We start from the raw sequence: 24,975 nt of genomic DNA, 5'->3' as shown, positions 1-24,975 counted from the left end.
TCAATCGTCAGGACAGAGCGGGACTAAAACCTAGATTTTCCAAAAGCCCTATCATGGCACAATATGGATTACGGCTGTAGCATTATGATGTTGAATCGGGTGTTGCCCTCGACCATTGTGCCGCCGAAAGCAAAGGTAAGGAAGGCTCGGTTGCCAGGCAATTGATTAAATGACTTGCTCTTGATGGTGCACTTGTCACCATGGATGCCCTACATTGTCAGAAAGAAACCCTTGGGTTGATTAACCAACGAGGCGGGGATTTTATTGTTGGCCTCAAAGGTAATCAAAAAAATTCTATGAGTTTGTTAAACCGCATTTTGCTGCACCTTATGACCACGATAAACGGGCTGAATTTACAGAGAAAAATAGCAGTCATGGACGGAAAGAATTCCGTCATGTCATGCAAATCCGTGCTGCATTACCTGAGCAACTTCAGCAACAGTGGCCTTCAATACAAAGTGTGATTGAAGTCGTCAGTAAACGAAGTGTGAAAGATCAACCTTCCTGCCGTGATTCACGCTGGTATGTCAGCTCTCTCCCGTTAGATGCGGAAATTGCCGCCAAGACAATAAGAAGGCACTGGTCGGTGGAAAACAAGCTGCATTGGGTATTGGATGTCACTTTTAGGGAAGACGCTCTATCACTCAAAGACCCTGATGGCGCGGCACAAATGGTGCTTTTTAACCGAATGGCGTTAAATGTGATTAAATAAAATAATATTTAGAAACAGCATCACCCTTTAAATAAAAAACAACATACCTGTAATAGCGGGAATTTCTTTAAATAAAACAAAAATTCCCGCTCTGGCTCTCATCAGGCTATTAAAGATCTTTTAAAAATTCAGCCAGAATCGGGTTAAAAATATCTGGTGCTTCCCAGAATGGCGCATGATCAACACCGGACAAGTTAAACACCTGACCTTGCCAAAGGTTTCTATAATTTAATCCATTAATATAATCGTGATTAATGAAAGGATCACCGACACCATTGACGATAGCCAAAGGAACTTCACTGGTTTCAGCCAATAATTTCTGATCTGTCGCCTGAGGGGAAATAAAAGCTTCAAACATATATTGCCGAGCTAACCCGTCTGTTCTTGCCACGGCTTCTATCATAAACGGTTCATGAGGTGCATTGACGCCGTTTGTCTCACAGGCAAAGTTTCTGACATCCTCGTCAGTAAATTCCGCTTTACCGGTCAGTCTCATCTGCTTGCTCTGACAAAAACCACGGGCTATATTCTCTTTCCCAACGGCCACTGGCGGCGTGCCACAAATCATCAGCCCGATCATTTTAGGATTCAGTGCCAGCATTTCCAACCCAATATGCCCCCCGAGTGACCAGCCAAAGACTACGACTTTATCAATGTCCATCTTATCCAGTACTTCCATGATGGTGCGGGCATAACCGGGCATTGAGTATGCTTCACGCGGATCGCTGGCGTCAGAAGATTTACCGTGGCCGGGTAAATCCAATGCCAGAACCCGATAGTCCCCTTTTAAATATTCAATTTGATGACGAAAAATTTCTTTACAGCTTGAATTACCATGTATCAGGAGCACTGGCAGCCCACTTCCACCAGTATCGAGAACTGAAATATTGGCATAACGGGTCTGAATATCATCATGTGTAGCAACCATTATTCTATCTCCTCAAGGATCAATCACAGATTAATTGCTAAATTAGAAAATATGTTACCGGAGTAATGATTTCCATATTAATATATAATTTATTTATATCATTAAAAATGGTTTTTAATGGGGGCTCTAAAAACTCCCCCACTGACAGTAGCGATACATGAAAGAGGCAATTTTATTCCCATTCATTGGCTTAAAAATCTTGATTACTTGATTACATCGGATAATAAACTATACCATGCCAGCTTTAATACTTTAACTGCCCTAAATCTTAATTTTTCATGAAAATCACTGTTATAATCTAGTAAATAAAATAATATATTAGGAAATTAACTTATCATGAAAAATTAAAATATTTATTAAAATTGCAAAATAAAATAAAATAAAATAAAATAAAATAAAATAATTTAATTAAAAATAAACATAATGTTCTGATTGAGTTTTTACAATCAACTTAAATATGGATTTACAACTAAAAAGGATATTTAAAAGCTTAAAATATCCTTTGATAATTTTTATCAACAAAAATTATCTTTTGACTTATTTGAATATCTAATGATTAAAATAATATTATTCAGCATATACGCAATTAACTTGAAGATGCGGGTTTTAAAATCTGGAAGTTATCAGTCAACCGAGTGGTGAGTTCTTTCGCTTTTTCTGGCAATGTGACATGAAAAAAGTGGCGCAGCGTTTCACGGAATGTTTTGGTATCCGGAAAATAGACATTGTTTCGTACCTGCTCATTCACATACTTCCATAATCGCTCAATCGGGTTGAGATTAGGGCTGTAAGGCGGCAGGTAGTGCAACTCAATATTCAAAACCTCGGCAAAAAATTGGACGACTCCGGAACGGTGATAACCCGCACCATCCAGAATAATGTGGATTTTTTGCGAAAGTGGATAGGTTTCCCGGATTGAGCCGAAAAAAAGGACGACATTTTTCGCGTTAATCGTCGGATATTCACGAACAATAGTCTCTTCAATCCGTTGTAAATTAAGGGCACCCATGATGTTGAGTCGAGTACGACTGCCTGTGGTTTCAACCACTTTGACGTGCTTCCGCCCGCTCTTCATCCAGCCATAACTTAATTTTGTGGACAGGGTCGGGTGAACCGCATCAATAAATAAAATAGGCGCATTCTGGCCACATTCTTCTTTCAGCGCGTTGTAGGTTTCAATAAACTGTTGCTGTTTATCCGCATCAAATTTATGCGGAGCACCCATTGGCTTCTTGTAGCTGAAACCTTGACGGTGAAGCCATTTCGTCATTCCTGCGACAGTGAAAGTCACCTGCCATCGTGCCCGAACATAGGCCACAATTTGTGCGGTAGTGTGCATCAAATTTGCCATCAGATACTCAACTAATTCTGTTGTTTGTTCGGCAGACAAACGGCTTTCAGAGCCCCCATTTTCAGGGGCGAGTTTTTCCTCAGAGAAGTAATCTTTCAGATGGCGGCTCACCGTACTTTCATGGATCCGCAAAGCCTGAGCAATCATCTGGGCAGTCCAGCCTTCTGAGGCCAAAAGCACGGCCTTGATGCGGTCACGTACTCGTCCATCGCGAGTCGTATCATGCATCAATTCGAGGGCGTCTTTTTGGGCATCTGTTAGATTAATTTTCATGGGCGCAATCATGATCTGATACAAATGAAAAATCAAGCATCTTCAATGACGACGGGTATATATATCAATATATTAAAAAATTAAAATAAAAATTTCTTTCATTTAACTCAGTGATTATTTACTGAATGTCATATAAATTTGTAGGTGAAATAAATTAATCGTAAGTTGATTTATTGTAAATATGATGCCAAATTATGTTTTGCGAGGATTATCTCGTAATATTAAAATCATTTAATTAATAAAACACAACAACTCTATATTATGGAGGCTATATGAATAGTTCTATAAAATCCGGTGTTCGTCCTGATGCCTTAAAATCCGGTGTTCGCCCCGATGCTTTGAAAACAGGTGTTCGTTCTGACGCTCTAAAAACAGGTGTTCGTCCCGACGCTTTGAAAACAGGTGTTCGTCCTGATGCTATTATTGACTAAATCAATAATTAGTTATGTAAGCCAGCTTATAGCTGGCTTATTGTCTATATTCAAAACATTCACAAACGAAATGGATAAAAATATGACAATTGATTTTCACAAAGAAGTTTGGGAAGGATTTGATCAAAAAACAAATTATGGAAAGACACCTTTTCTTTTCCAGTCAGTTCTTCCTTTAAATGAGGGGTTTTCCAATCATGAAACTGTTAAAGATGCATTTTATAATTTATGCAGTAAATCTAATTTACTAAAAACTGATTGCCGCTTGCGTATCTATGATGGTGAAAAACGTCGTGATGATCTTGTCGAAAAATTATCATCTGAAACCATATTATCGGATGAAACGTTGACACATTTCATGCAACGATTAAGTGGAAAAGAGCGTTTCAGTTTAGTGATTAATAACCTTGAGCAATCTTGTCCAAAGCTAGCAGCTGATTTCGGCTTATTTGCGCAATCTTTCTTTGCTTATAAAGGTATTCCTATTGGTGGAATAGAACAAGCAACTTTTTGTGGCAATTATTCTGGTACTGCTTTTGGTATACACGAAGGTTTTGAACATGCATTTTTGTGTCATTTAGGACCGGGTATTAAGTATTTTTATTGTTGGTCAAGAGAACTTTATTTGGAAATAACTGGCTCACGCGAACCCACGTTCTCAGATTCAGAACTATATGATAAATTAATAGAAAAAGGAACGCTTTATATACTTAAGCCGGGTGATGCCTTGTATTTACCAGCATCAGTTTATCATGTCGGTCGTCAAGAAGAATTTTCGGTATCAATTGCACTGCCATTTTATACTTATCCATTGTCGCGTTTTATGGCATTAAAAATACTTCCTGCTCTCAGTGAACAATCGCTTCCCTTTGATCAAGAAGGCATGTCAGAATTAATTAAATTTGATAATAATCAATTTGATATAGAACCACTCTCAACTCTTTTAACAGAAACAATAAATAAATGGTTCCAACAAGATCTACCGAAATACTTACACTATTACTGGCATCGACTTCGTAGTAACGGAGGATGGGAACTACCTACGACTATAAGTGCAGATCCATTAAAGGAACCCGAACATCAAAATGATTTAATCATTAATCCTGATTCTCAAGTATCATTACAGGCTCCATTTATTGTTAGTTACGAGCATGGATTAAATTGTTCTTCTGATGAAATTCGCGTATTTATTGCAACAAAAAGTGTAATATTACCTGCCAGTTCTGAGACTTTAAAGCTTTTGGATACACTTAATACTCGACAACCCATTACAATACATTCTGAAGATGTTTATACCTCACTGAAAATATTAATAGGCACAGGTGGTTTATTCTGTCATTAATTAATAAGGAATAAAAAATGTATAGAAATTTCCCAGCATTAGTGGATGATTATCTGAATAAAAATATTTCTACTGCAAATTTAATTAATAGTATTATTAGTGAAGGAAAAGCAAAAATTGATGGAAATGAGCTAATTGATAAACATTTAGATCCTATGATTACAATTATTTATAATCAAATTAAAGATCTCATAAACCCATCAAATCTTAGTCAGGAAGAAGCAAAATTATATATTGGTGAGCTTTCTGTATTTGCTCGTTACAATTCCACTATGTTATTAAGAGCAGCCGATAATATTCGTGGTTTTTGTCCTGAGTTTGCTCAAGAATTAACACGAAACTTTTTGGAAGAAGGTGGAGAACGAGGAAAGTTACCTGCCCACTATGTTGTTTTTAGCGGAGCACTCATTGCGGACGTAAATTTTAGAGTGAATGGCTGGATGCCACGGACTTCTTCAACACGTGCTCTTATTTCTTTAATCGACATACTTACGTGGTCTCATTGCCCTTCAACGGTACTGGGCATGTATTATGCAACCGAAGCTATTGCTATCGCGGAAACTCTACTTTTACAAGATATTACCAATCGTCTAGGACAAATTACTGGTCGAGGAACAGGAAATTCATTAAAAAAACTTGATTTTTATTATCGAATGCACTTGGATGAAACTCATAGCGCTGCAACTGATAATGTAGCAGTTGAACGCGGGCATCAAGAAGGTATTGCTAGATTCATCAGGGATGCAGATCTATTCCATTTTCAGCAACCCCAGATTGTGGATGGCTTCCTTCAAATGCTTACTCCTTTTGTTGATCAGTGGGTTGAGATTCATCATTTAACCCGAACAGATCACTGTTACAGTCATTAACATTTTAGGGTAATTATATGAAAAAAATTGAATTTTCTGGTGGGTGTCTTTGTGGTCATATCCGATTTATAGCGACAGGTGAGGCTGGTAATCCTCATACATGTTCTTGCTCTATGTGCCAGCAACATTCTGGGGCATTGACTCTATGTTGGATTGAATTTCCGAAAGCCGCAGTCCACTGGAATGGGCCGGGTGGCGTTCCCTCTGTATTTCGTTCTTCCGACTATTCTAGTCGTGCTTTTTGCTCACAATGTGGAAGTTCTCTAGGAGCAATAGACGATGGCCCAACAGTCGGACTGCTATTAGGTAATTTTGATAGTAAAAACAAAAAAAACCTTCGCCCAGTTTCACATTCATTTATATCGTCACGCCCCCGTTGGTGGAAAATCGATACTCAATCCTAATAGAGAGAAAAGCAAATGTTGAATTCTCCAATATTATATAAAGCGGCGATGATTCGCCGCATACGCACTTTTCTTGATTCTCAGAAATTTATTGAAATTATGACTCCCGTTATGCGCCGTTATTCTGGTGATGACTCTCGTCCACGACTCTCGCTACATAATGGAGGTTGGCTAAGAGAGTCTTCGGCTTTTGCCTTACGCTACAATCTTCAATTCTATGATCGTATCTATGAAATAGGTCCTAGTTTCCGGCCTGATACAGTGGATGATACACACCTACCAGAATTTACAATGCTTGATTTATATAAAAAAGATTCTACTCTTGATGAAATGCTTCAACTTGCACAATCAATAATAGAAATATTTTATCAAGGGAAAATAAGTGTATTATCGTTTTCTGATCATCTTAAGCAACGGTTTTTAGTTGACTTTTTTGAAGATTGTTCCGCTCCCGAAATATTTATTGATTGTTTACGAGAAATGTATTGTGACAAAAAAACTCCCCCGCTAAATCTAATTGATCGCTATATTATTGAGAATATTGAACCTCTATCACAACAATGCTGTATTATCGTAACGGATTTTCCTTTGCTCACCGAGATACGAGCAAAGAAAAGAACAGGAACAAAAGGAATCGTCGAGCGTTTCGAAATTTTGATTGATGGGATCGAAATTGTTCATGGTTATACTGACGAAGATGATGTAGAGCGTTTTGAAACTCAGGCTCGGAAACGTAACATGTTTGGGTCTGAAGATGAGGTGATGTGTACCATGATGAGAAATAAATTGGTATCTCCTTCCAGCGCTGGATTTGCTATTGGTATAGAAAGATTATGTCAAGTTGCATTAGGAGAAAAACAAATATCTGCATTTGCAACTTCGCGTCCGTTTTCTCCTTTTTAATTTTCAAATAACGAAATATTTATCGGAAATCATTATATGGTGACATTCAATGAATGGTTTATTATGGCCTTTTCTATCGCATTGGTTTTAATCGTTCCTGGGCCAACAAATACTTTACTTTTATCAGCTGGGTTACAGCAAGGGTTAAGTAAATCTCTTATTCTCGTTATTGCCGAAGCCATAGGATATACAGTGGCTATTGCAATTTGGGGATTTTTTTTGCTATCTCTGACACAGACGTTGTCTTGGATATACCAGTTTGTGAAGCTATTGTCCGCGATTTATATATTGTGGCTAGCTTTTAAATTATGGATGTATAGCTTAAAAATAGATTATTTTACAGATAATCAGATGAATTTAATAAATATTTCCGCCCATAAAAGTACAAATTTCCTTGATGTTATGGTAGCCACATTTTTGAATCCAAAAGCCTTATTATTCGTAAGTACTTTTATTCCGATAAGCACTTTTAAATCTATGAATACTTTTTTTCCTATGCTTGGTATTTTTTTGTTAATCTTAGTACCAATAGGTACATTATGGATATCTATCGGAAGCTTAATTCATTCCTATAAATACTTACGTAGATTTACTGCCATTTTTCTGCGGATATCATCCGTAATTCTGATACTATTTTCATTCTCGTTAACTTATTCAGGAATAGCAAAGGCTGAAAGTTCACTGGTTTTGTACAATTGGCAAAGTTATACAAGTCCAGAGATGCTCCAAAAATTCAAAAAAGAGCATAATATCAGCATTACTCTATTAGAATACAAATCAAATGAAGAAGCATTAGAAAGCATTCAGCTTGGAAAAATTAATGCTGACCTTGCTGTTGTAGCGGATAATTTTTTGCTTCACTGGATAAACGCCGGACTTCTGCAACCTATTAATGTTCAGTCAATGACAAATTTCAAAAATATTACCCCCCGATGGCGCTCATCTCCTGCTGATCCGCAACGGACTTATGGTATTCCTTGGTCTTGGGGCGTTGTTGGCACTGTCGTCCATACAGATGTTCACGATGGTGATATTAATACATGGAAGGTTGTTTTAGAACCGCCAACATCATTATTTGGTACTATTAATGTGGGTTCAGACATGAATGATCTTATTTATGCGGCCATTCGCTATCATGGGGGTAAAATATGTGACTCAAATCCTAAATTACTTGAAAAAGTTAAGAAGACCTTACTTGAAGCAAAAAAACATTGGGCCGCAATGGAATATGGTAGTGTCAATATGATGGCTTCGGGAAAATTTAAAGCAGGTATTGACTGGAATGGTGCAGCGTTGCGTCAACGTAGAATTAACTCTCATATTCAGTTTGGCTTTCCGCGTGAAGGTGTATTAATATTCAGTGATAATCTTGTCATTCTTAAAAGATCGAAAAATTATGAAAATGCCAGATTATTTCTTAATTTTATTATGCAACCTGAGAATGCCGCATTGAATTCTGCATTTCATGGCTATGACAGTACCATAGAAGGGGCTGATAAATTTTTACCCTCATGGATGAAAAATGCACTTGAACTTAAAATTCCTGAACATGTATTAAAAAATTCAGATCATTCGATCATGTGCCCACCTTTTGTTCAAAAAAAGTATCTTAATATCTGGCAACAGCTTTTAAAATAAGTTTATTGTTGTTTCCGTGACAGTGTCACCCATATTAATTAAACCGGACGTCTTGCCATTAGCGGCACATTTTTTCGTTTTCTGGTTCGGTGTGCTTTCCAATATTACCCCGCCGCCGGCAGCGACGGCTTCGATGGAGATTGGAAGCAGGGCGAGATCTCACATTTTGATGGGGTTATTTATGTTAAATAAAAATCAGGGCGTGACTTTTTATAAGCATTTCTATTATTAAAACAGTAAGATCACATTATTCCATAAACAGTGATCTTAATAATGAGTATTTTTAACTTTATCAGGAAGATAGATGACCCACGTTCTGACATCAATAAAAAACATGAGCTAATGGATGTGATTTTCTTAGCCTTTTCTGCTGTGTTATGTGGGGCTTCTGGTTGGAAATCGATTCAAGAATTTGGTGAGTTACAAATCGAATGGCTTAAAGAGTGTTTGAAGCCTTGCATGTGGTCAGTGCTTATGATGTTGAATCGGGTGTTGCCCTCGGCCATTGTGCCGCCGAAAGCAAAGGTAAGGAAGGCTAGGTTGCCAGGCAATTGATTAAATGACTTGCTCTTGATGGTGCACTTGTCACCATGGATGCCCTACATTGTCAGAAAGAAACCCTTGGGTTGATTAACCAACGAGGCGGGGATTTTATTGTTGGCCTCAAAGGCAATCAAAAAAAATTCTATGAGTTTGTTAAACCGCATTTTGCTGCACCTTATGACCACGATGAACGGGCTGAATTTACAGAGAAAAATAGCAGTCATGGACGGAAAGAATTCCGTCATGTCATGCAAATCCGTGCTGCATTACCTGAGCAACTTCAGCAACAGTGGCCTTCAATACAAAGTGTGATTGAAATCGTCAGTAAACGAAGTGTGAAAGGTCAACCTTCCTGCCGTGATTCACGCTGGTATGTCAGCTCTCTCCCGTTAGATGCGGAAATTGCCGCCAAGGCAATAAGAAGGCACTGGTCGGTGGAAAACAAGCTGCATTGGGTATTTTCGGGAAGACGCTCTATCACTCAAAGACCCTGATGGCGCGGCACAAATGGCGCTTTTTAACCCAATGGCGTTAAATGTGATTAAATAAAATAATATTTAGAAACAGCATCACCCTTTAAATAAAAAACAACATACCTGTAATAGCGGGAATTTCTTTAAATAAAACAAAAAATTCCCGCTCTGGCTCTCATCAGGCTATTAAAGATCTTTTAAAAATTCAGCCAGAATCGGGTTAAAAATATCTGGTGCTTCCCAGAATGGCGCATGATCAACGCCGGCCAAGTTAAACACCTGGCCTTGCCAAAGGTTTCTATAATTTAATCCATTAATATAATCGTGATTAATGAAAGGATCACCGACACCATTGACGATAGCCAAAGGAACTTCACTGGTTTCAGCCAATAATTTCTGATCTGTCGCCTGAGGGGAAATAAAAGCTTCAAACATATATTGCCGAGCTAACCCGTCTGTTCTTGCCACGGCTTCTATCATAAACGGTTCATGAGGTGCATTGACGCCGTTTGTCTCACAGGCAAAGTTTCTGACATCCTCGTCAGTAAATTCCGCTTTACCGGTCAGTCTCATCTGTTTGCTCTGACAAAAACCACGGGCTATATTCTCTTTCCCAACGGCCACTGGCGGCGTGCCACAAATCATCAGCCCGATCATTTTAGGATTCAGTGCCAGCATTTCCAACCCAATATGCCCCCCGAGTGACCAGCCAAAGACTACGACTTTATCAATGTCCATCTTATCCAGTACTTCCATGATGGTGCGGGCATAACCGGGCATTGAGTATGCTTCACGCGGATCGCTGGCGTCAGAAGATTTACCGTGGCCGGGTAAATCCAATGCCAGAACCCGATAGTCCCCTTTTAAATATTCAATTTGATGACGAAAAATTTCTTTACAGCTTGAATTACCATGTATCAGGAGCACTGGCAGCCCACTTCCACCAGTATCGAGAACTGAAATATTGGCATAACGGGTCTGAATATCATCATGTGTAGCAACCATTATTCTATCTCCTCAAGGATCAATCACAGATTAATTGCTAAATTAGAAAATATGTTACCGGAGTAATGATTTCCATATTAATCTTTACAAGATATTACCAATCGTCTAGGACAAATTACTGGTCAAGGAACAGAGGATTCATTAAAAAAACTTGATCTTTATCATCAAATGAACTTGGATGAAACTCATCACGCTGCAACTGATAATGTAGCAGTTTAAAGCGGGCATCAAGAAGGTATTGCTCGATTCATCATTTAACCCGAACAGATCACTGTTACAGTCATTAACATTCTAGGGTAATTATATGAAAAAAACTAAACTTTCTAGCCCCGTCTATAGGGGCAATGACCCAGTTAAAATCTGATATCTCTGTGGTATCTAACCCTTCACCTTGAACACATCTGCTCACTGTTAATTTCATTCTGGAGAGCTGCTAAGTTAGTTTCCAATTTATAAACCACCGCATAAGTCTGTAAAGCTTCCAGTCACGAATGAAGCTTCGTCACTAAGTAGCCAAAGAATCGCATTTGCAACCTCTTCAGGCGTTCCACCTCTTTGCATCGGGAAATTCTTGGCAATACGATCAACTCTAGAAGGTTCGCCTCCATCAGCATGGATATCGGTGTAAATGCCTCCCGGACGAACGCAGTTGACTCGTATGCCGTCAGCGGCGACTTCTTTAGATAATCCTGTAGTAAAGGTATCAACTGCACCTTTCGACGCAGCATAATCAATGTATTCGAAAGGTGAGCCACTTTTCGATGCACCTGATGAAACGTTAACAATTGAACCTCCAGAGCCTCCTCTAGAAATCGACATACGCTTAATCGCCTCAGAAGAGCAATAAAAATGACTCATTACATTGGTCAATAGTACTTGTTGAAATCGTTCCCCATCCATATCAATTAAGGGCATTTTTTGTTTTAAGATCCCAACATTATTGACAAGGTGAGTAATACTTCCTAACTGAGTATCAATGTCGTCGAACATTTTTTTTACTTGATGCTCATTGGAAACGTCAGCACGTACAGTGATACATTTGGCACCCAGATTTAGAATCTCATCACGGACTTTAAACGCAGACTTTTCATCGTTTAAATAATTTAAACATATAGAATATCCTTTATTTGCTGCCAGTATAGCGGTAGCCGCTCCAATACCTCGACTAGAGGTCATGTATTAAATGATTAGATTAGGTATTAAAAATAATGTTCACGTTCAATAAAGGTTCCTATCACTTTATCGTGCATTTCTTCCGATTTTGAATACCCAATGGTTTTTCTATTCAGCCTTTTGATTCGGGTACGATGCGTTAAATTCGTTCTCTCTATACGCTGAGTAAACGCCTTTCCAGTCAAGTGCTCTTCCTCGGGAAGTGGGTCATAAACAACATAGTCATCCGTGCAGTAAAACCGAATAGTAAAGGAAGATAAGAGGGTAAGCAGCTTGTCTAACGTTTTTCGACTGCGATCGCCAAAAACATGAGCCACTATTCGCTTCAGGCGGGGTTCCCAAGCATACCAAAGCCAGCGTTGGTTTTTCTTATTGCCGACAAACGACCATTGCTCGTCGATTTCACAGACAATCTGGATGCCACATTCCGCAAGGGGAAGTGTCGTTACGTTTCGGGGTCTGAGGTTTTTAATGTTTTCATGACGGTGGCGGTGGCGACTTTCAGGATCCGAGCGGTGTCACGAATTCCCCCGTTATTCATCGCGATATCGACAATCTGTTCTTTAACGCCGGGTTTGCAGGCCTGATAGGTATACGCCAACTGAAAGACCTTACAGCAGCTATAACAGCGATAACGAGGATGTCCGCCATTTCCTTTCCCATGTCCTTTGACCTGTTCTGATTTGTGGCAATAACGGCAATAGACATCAACTTTGGCCATACTTCATCCTTAAAAAGCCGGAAGCATATCACAGCAACTAACCATTTAATACATGACCCGACTAGAGCCTGTAACTAAAAGTATTTTTTCGTTCATCATTATCCTATTTAGTCGTATTATTTGACAAAACTCATTTAAAATAACCAAACGCAGATAAATAAGAAAACGCGATTGCTATTTAGCATATAACTATACACATACCAGTTCTCAAAAAATCGAAAAATTATGAAAATGCCAGATTATTTCTTAATTTTATTATGCTGCCTGAGAATGCCGCATTGAATTCTGTATTTCATGGTTATAACAGTACCATATTTTCGTTTTCTGGTTCGGTGTGCTTTCCAATATTACCCCGCCGCCGGCAGTGGCGGCTTCGATAGAGATTGGAGGGGAAATTGTGAGGCGGTATTTTGCGGAGCTTTGAAGAAGGTAATTTTTAAATTGGCAGATACCGGAGTAGAAATACAAAAATGCCACCAGCGTTAACTGATGGTATGGGGTATTCCTTTAACCACTCAAGGGAATGGGTAAAGAAATATTGACTTTAGTTTCAGGTGTTGACTAATTGTTGAGCATCGCTGGCTTATTGTTAGAAGGAGCTAATATTATTAGGCTTATTAATCTTTTTATAATGACGTTACACGTGGAGAGTAATATGAAAAAATATATTCTTTCTTGCCTACTGGCAAGCGCTACTCTTTTAGCTTCAATGCAGACTTATGCTCATTCTCCCAGTGACCCTGTATGCTTTCAAACACCTACAGGGGAGCATTGCATAATGCCCTTTGTTCCACCACAACCCGTAATTCCAGTTCCCCCCTATATTCCACCGGCAAATTAGCCAAATTGAATATACTAATAAAACTGAGTAGGACGGAGCATTCCTGCCGTCCTCTCATAGCTCACCGACACTGCGTCCTAACACACTCCTGCAAACCCAGTATCATTTGCTCTGCGGTGGCAATGTGTTTTCTGCTCTCATGATCTTGGCTCGCTCTTCTATCTCACCCATACCCGCCTCTAACTGCAATGCCAGGTAATACATCCTGAATAGCGACTGTGAGGATGATGATTGATTGGATACCGTTGCTGGATAAGGCCTTTCGCCAGCATAAGCGCACCGTGGATCGTCATCATCCAGCCGGCAACGGATTGTCACCGGCAGAGCAGTATTATCTGTTGACTGCCTAAAAAACCATCAACACAACTTTTGCTAACCTGTCTACGTTAATGCGACAGAGCCACAATCACCCAATCGGGCGTAAATCAACCCACAACAACTGGCTATCCGTCACCAGTGGCTTAATTGTACCTTCCCGTATATCCGGCAACCACCAAGCCCCTTGACCAAAAGCAAGCTGAACACAGTTGGCGCCCGTCATTTCCCAACGACCTTTTAAGACATAAAGGACACCACTGTGCGATGTCGGTAAAAGATGTTCATGGGATATCACCGAAATTTCGGAAGCCCAGCAAGAGCGACGCGTCATGATATTAAAACACTGGACAGAGCCATCCAACAATTCAGCATGCCCGTGAATATCACCAGAAAAATGGAAGGGTGTCATTTTTTTCACCAGTTCGTGCTCAAGAAAACCCGGACTGGTCAATCTGATCCCCTTTCCCTTCAATAAGACAATGGAGCGTTCAATATCAGGAAATTGCCCTAATACCTCACTTTCATAAATTGACGTGAAACAGGCTCGCCAGGCGAAATCATCAGAAACCGGCCAGCAGACAATATCCCTTGTTTCACCTGTCCCGCCTGACCATTGCGTTCTCGGTAACGTTGCATAATCGAAATATTTCATTTTCATGCCACCTCCTAACCACTCTTAAGCCCTGTGTATACTCCCGAAAGACGGTTAACGTCGAATTGTCAACACCAACATTCGCAAATAATTCTGCTTACGACAACATAAATGTGATTGATTACCCGCATTCCCTTAGTAGCGTATGACACAAGCCTGCTAAAGTTTTCATTGCTGAAGCCTGTACGTCATTCCATACAAATGACGTATTCAGGCGAAAGGCGTGATCAAACTGAGCACTAGTAGAGAACATGCTGCCCGGAGCGATACTGATCCCTTTAGTCAGCGCCAATTGATACAGCCGGTTAGCATTGAAAGGCGGTTCAAACTCCAGCCACAGGAAATAACCGCCACGTGCACTGTTCACTTTCACCGAATCAGGAAAATATTCGCTGATAGCCCGTAAAACCTGGCTTTGCCGCTGTTCCAACTGACGCCGCAACCGTCGCAGATGATTATCATATCCCCCGTGAGCCAGATATTCCGCAACCGCCAATTGTGTTGGTGCGCTGGCTGAAACCGTGCTCATCATCTGCAATTGCTGAATTTTTCCTGCGTGCTTTCCTGCTGCAACCCAGCCCACACGATATCCGGGAGCAAGGCATTTTGAAAATGATGAACAGTGCATGAAATTATTTTCTTTATCCCATGCTTTGATTGGCATCGGCGGTTCTTGATCGAAATACAGTTCGCCATAAACATCATCTTCAATCAGAGCAATATGACTACTATTCAGAATCTCCACCAGCCGCTGTTTATTTTCGGATGGCATCGTGTTGCACAATGGATTTTGGAAACGAGACATCAACCAGCAGGCTTTTATCGGGTATTTCTGCACGATCTCTTCCAGTGCATCCAAATCAATACCTGTCCGCGGATCGGTTTTAATCGCGATAGCTTTCAGGCGCAGGCGTTCTATGGCCTGCAACGCACCATAAAAAGCGGGCGATTCAATCACTACCCAATCTCCCGGTGAGGTCACGGATTGTAAGCTAAAACTTAATGATTCCATTGCCCCCGCAGTGATCACTATCTCCTCAGGAGGAACATGAATTCCGTGTGCGGCATAACGACGGGAGATATTACGCCGCAACTTCTCATTGCCGGGCGGCAAGTTCTCCAAAGAGCTGTGAGGGACAAAGCGACGGGCAACTGAGGCCAGTATTTTGGATAACTTTGGCTCATTCAGTAAGGAAGGATCAGGAAATGCCGAGCCAAAAGGCACGATTTTGGGATCTTTGCACGCCTGCAACACATCAAAAATAGAGGCGCTGATCTCCACACTTTCGCTTAAATGCAGGCCTTTTCCGCCTTTCGCTGCCGCAAATTGCGTTAACCGGGTGGCCACATAATAGCCCGATTGCGGACGAGCCACGATCCAACCCTGACTTTCCAGCAATTGATAGGCTTGTAGCACCGTCATTAAGCTTAATCCTGATGATTTCACTGATTCCCTCAGTGATGGCAATTTGTCGCCCACCTGCCAAATATCATCCTCTATTTGCTGGCGGATCGCACCAGCCAACTGTTCGTAACGTGTCATATAGCCTGACCTTAGGTAAAGCTGTTATAGGTAATAAACAGATAATTGTCACTATTATACCCTATATTCCTGTGTTTTACTTATCCGCACCTTCTAACTTCATCGCCCCATATGATTCAACTAAAATAAGAGGTCACTATGTTTGGGTTAAGTGCCCTTGAACTCGCAAGGATACAGTTTGCCTTCACGATTTCTTTTCACATTATTTTTCCTGCCATTACGATAGGTCTGGCCAGTTTTCTAGCCTTATTGGAAGGGCTATGGCTAAAGACACGCAATACAGACTACAAAACGTTATACCACTTCTGGTCGAAAATTTTTGCAGTTAATTTCGGTATGGGAGTAGTTTCTGGTTTAGTGATGGCCTATCAATTCGGTACTAACTGGAGTTTTTTCTCCGACTTTGCCGGCAGTATTACGGGTCCGTTGCTAGTCTATGAAGTGTTGACCGCGTTTTTCCTTGAAGCCGGATTTCTTGGCGTCATGCTGTTCGGCTGGAGCCGGGTTGGCGAAAAGTTGCATTTTTTCGCTACTTGCATGGTTGCCCTTGGTACGATTATTTCCACATTCTGGATCTTAGCCTCCAACAGTTGGATGCAGACACCGCAGGGCCATGAAATCATCAATAATCAAATCGTTCCTGTTGACTGGTTTGCCGTGATTTTCAACCCCTCCTTTCCTTATCGTCTATTGCACATGGGAACTGCGGCGTTTCTCGCATCAGCGTTCTTCATTGCAGCTTCCGCTGCGTGGCACCTGCTGAAAGGCAATGATTCCTCCGCCATGAAGAAAATGCTGTCAATGGCAATGTGGCTGATTCTGATCATCGCCCCGTTACAGGCCATCATTGGTGATTTTCATGGCTTGAATACCCTGAAATATCAGCCAGCCAAAGTTGCCGCGATGGAGGGGCATTGGGAAAATCGTCCCGGCGAAGCCACTCCGCTGATCCTCTTCGGCATTCCGAATCAGGAAGCAGAAGAAACCCGCTATGCCGTCAAAATTCCTTATCTTGCCAGCCTGATCCTGACACACAGTACGGATAAACAGGTTCCGGCATTGAAAGAATTTGCCCCCGAAGATCGCCCCAATGTCTTTATGGTGTTCTGGTCATTTCGTGTCATGGTCGGGCTGGGCATATTAATGATTGTGGCGGGCGTTTGGGGATTATTACTGCGCTATAAAAAACGGTTATATGAAAACAGAACATTTCTCCGGTTTATATTCCTGATGGCACCTTCGGGTCTTATCGCCATTCTGGCCGGTTGGTTTACCACGGAGATTGGCCGCCAGCCGTGGGTTGTATATGGCTTAATGCGTACCAAAGATGCGGTATCGGCACATGGCGAGATCCACATGAGCATCAGCCTGCTTATTTTCTTCGTCGTTTATGCTGCCGTCTTTGGTGTCGGTTACGCCTATATGATGAAACTGATTCGCAAAGGCCCCAACAAGGAGTTAGCAAATGGGCATTGATCTTCCCCTGATTTGGTTTCTGATCATTATATTCAGTACCATGATGTACATCGTGATGGACGGTTTTGACCTCGGCATCGGCATTTTATATCCCATGATGAAGGGGCAGTCAGACCGTGATTTAATGATGAATTCCGTTGCGCCGGTCTGGGATGGCAATGAAACTTGGCTGGTGCTGGGCGGCGCCGCGCTGTTCGGTGCTTTTCCTTTGGCTTATGCGGTGATCTTGGATGCACTGGCAATCCCCCTGACTATCATGCTCTTAGGGCTGATATTCCGGGGTGTCGCTTTTGAGTTCCGTTTTAAAGCCACACCAGAACACCAGCCAATCTGGGATAAGGCGTTTATTTCTGGTTCAATCATCGCCACTTTTACGCAAGGAATGGTGGTTGGCGCGGTGATTGAAGGTTTTCCGGTCGAGAACCGCACCTACATTGGAGGGGCTTTCGATTGGCTTGCCCCATTCCCCTTATTCTGCGGTTTTGGTCTGGTTGTCGCTTATGCGTTGCTGGGATGTGGCTGGCTGGTGATGAAAACCGAAGGCCATCTGCAACAGCAGATGTATCGCATTCTGCGCCCGCTGACGCTGCTGATGCTGGCCGTCATCAGTATTATCAGCCTCTGGACTCCCATTGCACATCAGGCTATTGCCGAACGCTGGTTCAGCCTGCCTAATCTGTTGTTCTTCATACCCGTACCGCTGCTCGTTATAGGGTCAAGCTGGAAGCTGCTACAAGCCAATGGGAACACCAGCCATTACACCCCATTTCTGGCGGCATTATTGCTGATATTTATGGGATTCAGTGGATTAGGGATCAGTATCTGGCCAAATGTCATCCCGCCGATGATTAATTATCAAGAAGCAGCCGCCCCACCGCAATCACTGGGCTTTATGCTGGTCGGCGCCCTGTTCATCATCCCAATCATACTGGTCTACACCTTTTGGAGTTATTATGTCTTCCGAGGAAAAATCACCCATGAACAAGGTTATCACTGAGTCCGATCCTCCCCGCCCTTCCCTCTGGAAACGGCTCGGTTGGCTGGTCACCATCTGGCTTGGCAGTGTGCTGACACTTTACGCCGTCTCTGCGCTATTTCGTGTCTTAATGACAACAGCGGGAATGAAAGTTAAGTGATAATTAACCTATTTTAATTAATTGAGCTAAGGTTTGGATCAGGAAAACGGAAGGATTGTTTAACTGATGAAAACTTTCTCTGACAGTCCAATAGCAGCAACAGGCTGGTTATGTGGCACAGCTATTACCATCAATTTGTCTGTGCTGCTATTTCTTGGGTTGAATACCCCGCTTACCTTGCCCGGAAAGCTGTGGGCCATCTTTGATATCCTGAGTATCCTGTGCCTTTTAAGCTTGCTGTATAAAGCCGATATGATTTCACTCCAGATGGCATCATTTTGTAAAATAAAACAAAGAAAGATCACTGCCTTGAAACGGGATAAGCAATACCTGCGTTTTCTTATCTCCATCCATTCTCAACTTAATCTTAATACTTCACTCTCTGATAATTTTCATAGGGTATTTTTCAGGCTTAACCAATTCATTCCCTTTGGCGAAGTCAGGATCACGCTTTATCATCCACCGCGTAAATATCATTTTGAATATCTCCGTAGCCCCTTTGACGCCAATCTTCCACGGATACAAAAATGGGATTTATATGACCGGCATACTTTTCACGGCATGATTCAAATCAAGATTAATCAAACTCAGATTCTGTCTTCTTATGAACGGGATCTGATCCAGTCTGTTACTGATGCGCTGGCAAGACACCTGTCCCTGAGAAATACTGTGCATCAGCAAATTCAGCAGGGTCTTATCAATGAACGGGAAAATATTTCCAGAGAATTACATGACACAGTGGCACAATCATTTCTGTTTCTGAAAATTCAGATTAACAGCCTGCATGTGCGCCACGATAAATTCTCCCGACAGGCCTTAATCGCCTTGCGGATCATAAAAGAGGAGATAACTTTAGCCAGTCAGCAATTAAGGGAAATGCTGGCCACACTGCGGGCAGAAAAAAATCATTATGATCTGTATGAATCCCTGCAATCCCTGATAAAAGAATTCAATCATCGGCTGGGATTCCAGATTGAATTTCATTATCGGCTCACTCACCAGATTATTCCCATCGGGCACCGCCGTCATTTGGCGCAAATTATCCGTGAGGCTTTGAATAACTGTTATAAACATGCTGACGCGAGTTGGATCAGTATTCGCATCTACCCGATAGGCAAAAAGATTATTACGGTTATCAGTGATAATGGCCACGGCATCCATCAAGAACAGATTAAGGCTCAGTTTGGTCTCGCTATTATGCGGGAACGGGTCACTCTCATTTCAGGGCAAATGAAGATCAAAAAACGCAAAAAAGGCGGCACAGAAATTGAAATTCAAGTTCCGCTACAAGATGAACAGCGTAATTTAGAAAAATAAAAACGACTATTCAGCTCTTTTTTTCGGTAGGGAATCATCGGCGTTGCACCTTGTTGTTTAATATGATTTCTGAAAGCCTGACTATCGTACCCTTTGTCCGCTATCACAAAGTCCGGAGGGGACGATTGTTCGACTAAACTTTCAGCATGAACAATGTCATGCACTTGTCCCCCGGATCATTCAAAATGAACAGGCAAGCCGTAATTATCGACGGCCAGTTGCATTAACGCAGATAGCTTATTCCATTGGAGGTCTGTTAACATAGTTCGCGGCATGATGGTCAGGTTTGGTTGTTTTTTGGCGAAAGTGATTATACCAAATCATCATGCTGTCTAATAATCCCCCACAAAACATCAACACGCCCTAGCAAGTAATGGCGGGGATTTGGCGTGTTATCTGGGGAATTTTTCTTTATGATTAATCGATATCTGATCAATTCATTTTGTGGCTGGCTATTGTTCTCATGTTGTTGGTTCTGCTTATGGGTGATCGCCTACTATTTTGTTAATGATTCAGAACTGGCCATTTTGTTTTTTCCTTTTGCCCTGCGCCTTGGCATTGTATTACATACGCCAAAACATTATTGGCCAACCGTTTATGGTGCAGAATGGTTGCTGACTATCTGTCTGGCACTGTTGATGGGGCAGCCTCAATGGCTTACCGTACTGACTGCCAGCATAGCCAGCCTCCCTATTGTCTGGGTTGCCAGCCGTTATTATCGTGGCAGTCAATGGCAGCGGCTCGCTGTCATGGCAATGGTGATCACAGCAACCGGCCTCATTAATGTCGTGGCAGTGAGTAACCATAATCCATCTTTGATCATCGTGTTTTTGGTCAGCTTAACCGGTGGTGCCATGCTGGTGCCTACATGCTATTTAGTCTGGCATTATCTGTTCCAAAGTATCTGGTTGCCTCTGACAGCCAACGTCGTGTCGCGTCAAATCCAGTTTCGCCTTCATCACGTTATGCTGTATGCCCTGCTATTTGTACTGAACATTCTGTTACAAATTGGTTTTCCCAATGAATTACGCTACTTTGCACCGTTCTGTCTGGCTATCCCCATTATTTTGTTGGCCTTTCGTTATGGCTGGCAGGGTGCCTTACTGGGGACATTACTGAACAGCATCGTATTGATTGCTGCGCGTAGTGGTGTTTCGAATATGGAAATCACCGACTTACTGTTATCGCTCTTGGCACAAACCATCACAGGGATAATGCTTGGCATGGCGGTTCAGCGTCAGCGTGATCTTAATACACAGTTAAAGCGCGAACTCTATCGTAACCGTAGTCTTGCAGGCCAATTAGTTAAAGCGGAGGAATCGGTACGGCGCGATATTGCGCGAGAACTGCATGATGAAATTGGCCAGAACATTACTGCTATCCGGACGCAGGCTAATATCATTCAGCGGGTCGAAGTGACACCTATTGGCTCGAATTGTGCCAAAACTATCGAATCATTATCCCTTAATGTTTATGATACCACCAAAAGGTTACTCAGTTGCCTGCGTCCCAAAATCCTTGATGATCTTGGTCTGAAAGAGGCGATCGAACAATTGCTGCGGGATATGGAATTTGAAAACTGCAGCATATCAGTGGAAATCCATTGGGAAGCTAATTCTGCCGAGGTCATTGAGCAATTGAGTGACACAACAAAAGTCACGTTATATCGTATCTGTCAGGAAGCCCTGAATAATGCATTAAAATATTCTCAAGCGGATCGCATTGAGTTGCATTTTTCTGTCAGGGCAATGATCCGTTTATTGATTAAAGACAACGGTATTGGCTGTAAGGCTGAAGATAACATGAAAGGATTTGGTTTACGGGGTATGCGGGAACGTGTACAGGCACTCGGTGGACAATTCTCCATTCATAGCGGAAAACGACAGAATGACTCGACAAGCGCTGGTACGGATTTATCGATCATTTTGCCCAAACTTTAAGAAGTGGTCATGACAGGTTTTTCTCAATCTAAACCCATATCTCACGGCAATCTGTCCGATGCAGAAATCCGGGATCAATACCGTTACTGGCGCTTACATATTATATTGAATCTATATGTGGGCTATGCGCTATTTTATTTTACCCGCAAAAGCTTCAACTATGCGATGCCTGCCATGATCACCGATCTTGGTCTTGATAAAAGTGAGATTGGACTCATCGGGACGTTGTTTTATATCACTTATGGCTGTTCGAAATTTTTTTCCGGCATTATTTCTGATCGCTCCAACCCACGCTATTTTATGGGAATAGGACTGATTGCCACGGGGATCATCAATATCTTGTTTGGGCTGTCCAGCTCCATTGTCATGTTTACCTTTCTTTGGATATTAAATGCCTGGTTTCAGGGATGGGGTTCTCCCTCATGCGCTAAGTTACTCACGACTTGGTATTCTCGCTCAGAACGTGGCTTCTGGTGGTCGGTTTGGAATACTTCACACCATGTGGGAAGTGCGTTGATTGCATTGATCGTCAGTTTCTTAACCTTGCATTTTAGCTGGCGAGAAGGATTTATCGTGCCGGGCTGTATTGGGATCCTGGCAGGTATACTTTTATGTTGGCGATTACGTGATAAGCCGGCCACGATGGGGCTGCCGACCATCGGTCAGTTTCGCAATGATCGGTTGGAAAAGGCTCAGGAAAATCAAGGCAAAGGCCTGACGACCAGAGAAATCCTGAGAACCTACGTTTTCCGCAACAAATATATCTGGCTGCTTTCCTTTAGTTACGTGCTGGTATACATCGTTCGCACCGTCATCAATGACTGGGGAAACCTGTATCTGACTGAGTATCATCATTATGATTTAGTGAGTGCAAACGCCGTATTATCGCTCTTTGAAGTTGGGGGATTTATGGGATCGCTGGTCGCAGGCTGGGGGTCAGATAAACTCTTTGGCGGCAATCGTGGCCCGATGAATCTGATATTCTCGATGGGTATTTTCTTGTCAGTAGCGGCTTTATGGTTGATGCCTGTTACGGGGTTGGTTTTTCAATCGCTTGGCTTTTTTGCAATTGGATTTTTTGTGTTTGGCCCACAATTGCTGATCGGTATGGCTGCCGCAGAGTGTTCACATAAAGATTCTGCCGGTGCTGCGACGGGTTTTGTGGGGCTTTTTGCTTATACAGGCGCGGCCATTGCAGGCTATCCTTTCGCTATTATCCTGGAAAACTATCACTGGTCAGGGTTATTTATGGCCATTTCCATCTGCGCCGTCATGATCGGTTTATTATTGCTGCCTTTCCTGCAAGCACAGTTTCCTAAACAAAGGGCACAAAGTTAATCGTAAAAAGTATGAGAGCGTCCTCCACTCGTTCTCTGAATAAAATCGAGTGGAGGATTTTTTCAATCAAAACCTGACAGATTAAGCTTTCACTTCTTCTCTCATGATACGGTTCAACCACGGAACCATAAAGGTCATGATAATGGCGACAATCAGAGTGGCAACACCGATTTTACCGAACACACTCATATAAATTGGCAGAGTTTGCAGAGGATCAGTTACGCCTACGGGTGTCGCAGTGAGTGCCGCCACATGACTCGCCAACATTGATGCCACCGCTTGTGACAGGAACCACATTCCCAGAATGAAGCCGGTCAGATAACTGGGAACAAATGCAGCCACCATTGCCAGCCCCAGAGCGCTGATCATCAATTCGCCTACGCTCTGGAACAGATAAACCAGCACGATAAACCACGGTGAAGTAATGCCTTGGGCGTCAGCAAACAAACCGGAGGCGGCGGCGGTCAGGAAACCCAGAGAACACAGGAACATGCCGAAAGTGAATTTTGCCGGCATGGAGAAGTCTTTACCTTTCGCTCCCAGCTTAGTGTAAACCACCGCTAGTATTGGGCTGACGATAATAATCCAGAATGGGTTAAATGCTTGAAAGCTGACGGGATTGACATCAAAACCAAGGATCTGATGATGAACGTTGTTAATGGCGAAGAAGTTGAGGGACATTGGCATCTGGTTATACAGGATGAAAAACACCACAGCCTGAAGCATCAGAATAAACGCCACGAACATTTTATTACGGCCGACTCTGTTCTGCTTGAATGCCTGCCAGAAGAAAATCAGTACGACGATGGTGGTAATCGCGAACAAGGCGATATTGGCAACCTTGATATTGTGCAGTAACCATGCACAGACACCCACCATGACCACAGAGCCTATCAGAACGGCAATCAGGCCGATGGGCTTAACAGGATGATGATCAGGTGCAGAGCCGATATTATGTACCATACGACGGCAGGCGATATATACCAACAGGGCGATAATCAGGCCAATACCGCAGATATTGTAAGTAACGGTATAACCATATTTCTCAGCAATCACCGGGGCAAGGGAAAGGGAAAACAGAGAGCCGAGATTAATGGACATATAAAACAGAGTAAATGCCCCATCCAGACGAGGGTCTTGTGGTTGATAACATTTAGCCAACAGGCTGGCGGGATTGGCCTTGAAAAGACCATTACCGACCGCAACGGTGCCTAATGCATAAAAAATCAGTTCCGGTTTCATGATAGACAAGCCGATCATGTAATAGCCGATTGCCATGACAATCGCACCCAGAACGATGGTTCGTTTAGTTCCAAGTATGTGGTCACCAACATAACCACCGACAGAAATCAGGCCATACACCAGAGCGGTGAACGCACCAAAGGTAATAAATGATTGTTCTTCTGAAAAACCCAGTTGTTGAACGAAATAAATGGCCAAAATGCCTTGAACGCCGTAGAAACCAAATCGTTCCCATAGCTCAACAAAAAAGATCATGAAAAAGGGTTTTGGTTGATCCCATAAACCGACGGATGCGGTTTTACTCATAGAGGTACCTCTGTTAACTCTTACTGGGTAATACATTCAGATAAAAATATATTTAGGCAATTGTACTATTGTTAACATATTTGTAACTTAATGTATCGCA

Annotated in this window: 21 protein-coding genes and 3 pseudogenes; 14 read left to right on the top strand and 10 right to left on the bottom strand. The window is 42.1% G+C overall.

Going from position 1 to position 24,975, the window contains the following annotated elements; all coding sequences use genetic code 11:
• Positions 1–83 precede the first annotated feature (83 nt).
• A pseudogene (locus XBJ1_RS20770) lies at positions 84–709 on the top strand (ISAs1 family transposase); the annotation flags it as partial.
• Positions 710–821: 112 nt separating this feature from the next.
• Here XBJ1_RS20770 and XBJ1_RS09100 read toward each other — a convergent pair.
• Both XBJ1_RS09100 and XBJ1_RS09095 read right to left on the bottom strand, forming a co-directional pair.
• Positions 822–1,640, bottom strand: coding sequence for an alpha/beta fold hydrolase (locus XBJ1_RS09100; protein WP_012988593.1), 819 nt, complete (start codon positions 1,638–1,640; stop codon positions 822–824).
• Between the two features lie 586 nt (positions 1,641–2,226).
• Complete coding sequence (locus tag XBJ1_RS09095) at positions 2,227–3,264, bottom strand: IS630 family transposase (RefSeq protein WP_041573280.1); 1,038 nt, start codon at positions 3,262–3,264, stop codon at positions 2,227–2,229.
• A gap of 272 nt (positions 3,265–3,536) precedes the next feature.
• Between XBJ1_RS09095 and XBJ1_RS22015 the strand changes: the two genes are divergently transcribed.
• The 7 genes and pseudogenes from XBJ1_RS22015 to XBJ1_RS20765 all read left to right on the top strand — a co-directional run.
• Positions 3,537–3,695 (top strand): hypothetical protein, encoded by a 159-nt coding sequence (locus XBJ1_RS22015; protein ID WP_012988592.1) that lies wholly within the window; start codon positions 3,537–3,539, stop codon positions 3,693–3,695.
• Positions 3,679–5,037, top strand: a complete 1,359-nt coding sequence (locus tag XBJ1_RS09090; protein ID WP_012988591.1) for a hypothetical protein — start codon at positions 3,679–3,681, stop codon at positions 5,035–5,037. Before XBJ1_RS22015 ends, XBJ1_RS09090 begins: the two co-directional genes overlap by 17 nt.
• A gap of 17 nt (positions 5,038–5,054) precedes the next feature.
• Positions 5,055–5,906 (top strand): DUF3865 domain-containing protein, encoded by an 852-nt coding sequence (locus XBJ1_RS09085; protein WP_012988590.1) that lies wholly within the window; start codon positions 5,055–5,057, stop codon positions 5,904–5,906.
• 17 nt (positions 5,907–5,923) lie between these two features.
• Complete coding sequence (locus tag XBJ1_RS19825; RefSeq protein ID WP_012988589.1) at positions 5,924–6,310, top strand: GFA family protein; 387 nt, start codon at positions 5,924–5,926, stop codon at positions 6,308–6,310.
• 15 nt (positions 6,311–6,325) lie between these two features.
• On the top strand, positions 6,326–7,213 hold the full coding sequence (locus tag XBJ1_RS09080) for an amino acid--tRNA ligase-related protein (protein WP_012988588.1): 888 nt from the start codon (positions 6,326–6,328) through the stop codon (positions 7,211–7,213).
• A 63-nt stretch (positions 7,214–7,276) separates the two neighbouring features.
• Positions 7,277–8,851: an extracellular solute-binding protein gene (locus tag XBJ1_RS19055; RefSeq protein ID WP_071822545.1), complete on the top strand. Its 1,575-nt coding sequence runs from the start codon at positions 7,277–7,279 to the stop codon at positions 8,849–8,851.
• Positions 8,852–9,124: 273 nt separating this feature from the next.
• Positions 9,125–9,940, top strand: a pseudogene (locus XBJ1_RS20765) (ISAs1 family transposase); the annotation flags it as partial.
• 113 nt (positions 9,941–10,053) lie between these two features.
• Here XBJ1_RS20765 and XBJ1_RS09060 read toward each other — a convergent pair.
• The 6 genes from XBJ1_RS09060 to XBJ1_RS09040 form a co-directional block, all read right to left on the bottom strand.
• Positions 10,054–10,872 (bottom strand): alpha/beta fold hydrolase, encoded by an 819-nt coding sequence (locus tag XBJ1_RS09060; RefSeq protein ID WP_012988582.1) that lies wholly within the window; start codon positions 10,870–10,872, stop codon positions 10,054–10,056.
• A 450-nt stretch (positions 10,873–11,322) separates the two neighbouring features.
• Positions 11,323–12,048, bottom strand: coding sequence for an SDR family oxidoreductase (locus tag XBJ1_RS09055; protein ID WP_012988581.1), 726 nt, complete (start codon positions 12,046–12,048; stop codon positions 11,323–11,325).
• A gap of 23 nt (positions 12,049–12,071) precedes the next feature.
• Positions 12,072–12,766 (bottom strand): IS1 family transposase gene (locus XBJ1_RS20760; RefSeq protein WP_143827612.1). Its coding sequence is split into 2 segments (ribosomal slippage): positions 12,072–12,511 and positions 12,511–12,766, totalling 696 coding nucleotides; the frame shifts between segments, so codons are not numbered across the junction.
• 943 nt (positions 12,767–13,709) lie between these two features.
• Positions 13,710–13,925 carry a hypothetical protein gene (locus tag XBJ1_RS21415; protein ID WP_143827655.1) on the bottom strand — a complete coding sequence of 72 codons (216 nt, stop codon included), beginning with the start codon at positions 13,923–13,925 and terminating at the stop codon, positions 13,710–13,712.
• 88 nt (positions 13,926–14,013) lie between these two features.
• The gene (locus XBJ1_RS09045; RefSeq protein WP_012988578.1) at positions 14,014–14,583 is read right to left on the bottom strand and encodes a HutD/Ves family protein; all 570 of its coding nucleotides are present in this window, start codon (positions 14,581–14,583) and stop codon (positions 14,014–14,016) included.
• Positions 14,584–14,698: 115 nt separating this feature from the next.
• Positions 14,699–16,120: a PLP-dependent aminotransferase family protein gene (locus tag XBJ1_RS09040; protein ID WP_012988577.1), complete on the bottom strand. Its 1,422-nt coding sequence runs from the start codon at positions 16,118–16,120 to the stop codon at positions 14,699–14,701.
• A 138-nt stretch (positions 16,121–16,258) separates the two neighbouring features.
• Here XBJ1_RS09040 and XBJ1_RS09035 point away from each other — a divergent pair, with 138 nt between their 5' ends.
• The 4 genes from XBJ1_RS09035 to XBJ1_RS09025 all read left to right on the top strand — a co-directional run bounded on the left by XBJ1_RS09035 (position 16,259) and on the right by XBJ1_RS09025 (position 20,049).
• Positions 16,259–17,596 (top strand): cytochrome ubiquinol oxidase subunit I, encoded by a 1,338-nt coding sequence (locus XBJ1_RS09035; protein WP_012988576.1) that lies wholly within the window; start codon positions 16,259–16,261, stop codon positions 17,594–17,596.
• The gene (cydB, locus tag XBJ1_RS09030) at positions 17,586–18,593 is read left to right on the top strand and encodes a cytochrome d ubiquinol oxidase subunit II (RefSeq protein WP_012988575.1); all 1,008 of its coding nucleotides are present in this window, start codon (positions 17,586–17,588) and stop codon (positions 18,591–18,593) included. The genes XBJ1_RS09035 and cydB overlap by 11 nt, the downstream gene beginning before the upstream one ends.
• On the top strand, positions 18,574–18,732 hold the full coding sequence (locus XBJ1_RS19805; RefSeq protein ID WP_012988574.1) for a DUF2474 domain-containing protein: 159 nt from the start codon (positions 18,574–18,576) through the stop codon (positions 18,730–18,732). The genes cydB and XBJ1_RS19805 overlap by 20 nt, the downstream gene beginning before the upstream one ends.
• A 66-nt stretch (positions 18,733–18,798) precedes the next feature.
• Entirely contained in the window at positions 18,799–20,049 is a 1,251-nt protein-coding gene (locus XBJ1_RS09025) for an ATP-binding protein (protein WP_012988573.1), read from the top strand.
• A gap of 5 nt (positions 20,050–20,054) precedes the next feature.
• Here XBJ1_RS09025 and XBJ1_RS19800 read toward each other — a convergent pair.
• Positions 20,055–20,282 (bottom strand): annotated as a pseudogene (locus XBJ1_RS19800) (transposase); the annotation flags it as partial.
• Between the two features lie 180 nt (positions 20,283–20,462).
• Between XBJ1_RS19800 and uhpB the strand changes: the two are divergent.
• A complete protein-coding gene (gene uhpB, locus XBJ1_RS09020) occupies positions 20,463–21,989 on the top strand; it encodes a signal transduction histidine-protein kinase/phosphatase UhpB (protein WP_012988572.1) in 1,527 nt (508 codons plus the stop codon).
• A gap of 9 nt (positions 21,990–21,998) precedes the next feature.
• On the top strand, positions 21,999–23,327 hold the full coding sequence (locus XBJ1_RS09015; RefSeq protein WP_012988571.1) for an MFS transporter: 1,329 nt from the start codon (positions 21,999–22,001) through the stop codon (positions 23,325–23,327).
• 81 nt (positions 23,328–23,408) lie between these two features.
• Here XBJ1_RS09015 and dtpB read toward each other — a convergent pair whose 3' ends face one another.
• Positions 23,409–24,875, bottom strand: a complete 1,467-nt coding sequence (dtpB, locus tag XBJ1_RS09010) for a dipeptide/tripeptide permease DtpB (RefSeq protein WP_012988570.1) — start codon at positions 24,873–24,875, stop codon at positions 23,409–23,411.
• Positions 24,876–24,975: the final 100 nt, after the last annotated feature.

The organism is Xenorhabdus bovienii SS-2004 (genome assembly GCF_000027225.1).
Classification (GTDB): Bacteria; Pseudomonadota; Gammaproteobacteria; order Enterobacterales; family Enterobacteriaceae; genus Xenorhabdus; species Xenorhabdus bovienii_C.
Note: the sequence above shows the minus strand (reverse complement) of the source record. Positions and strands in the feature narration are given on the sequence as shown.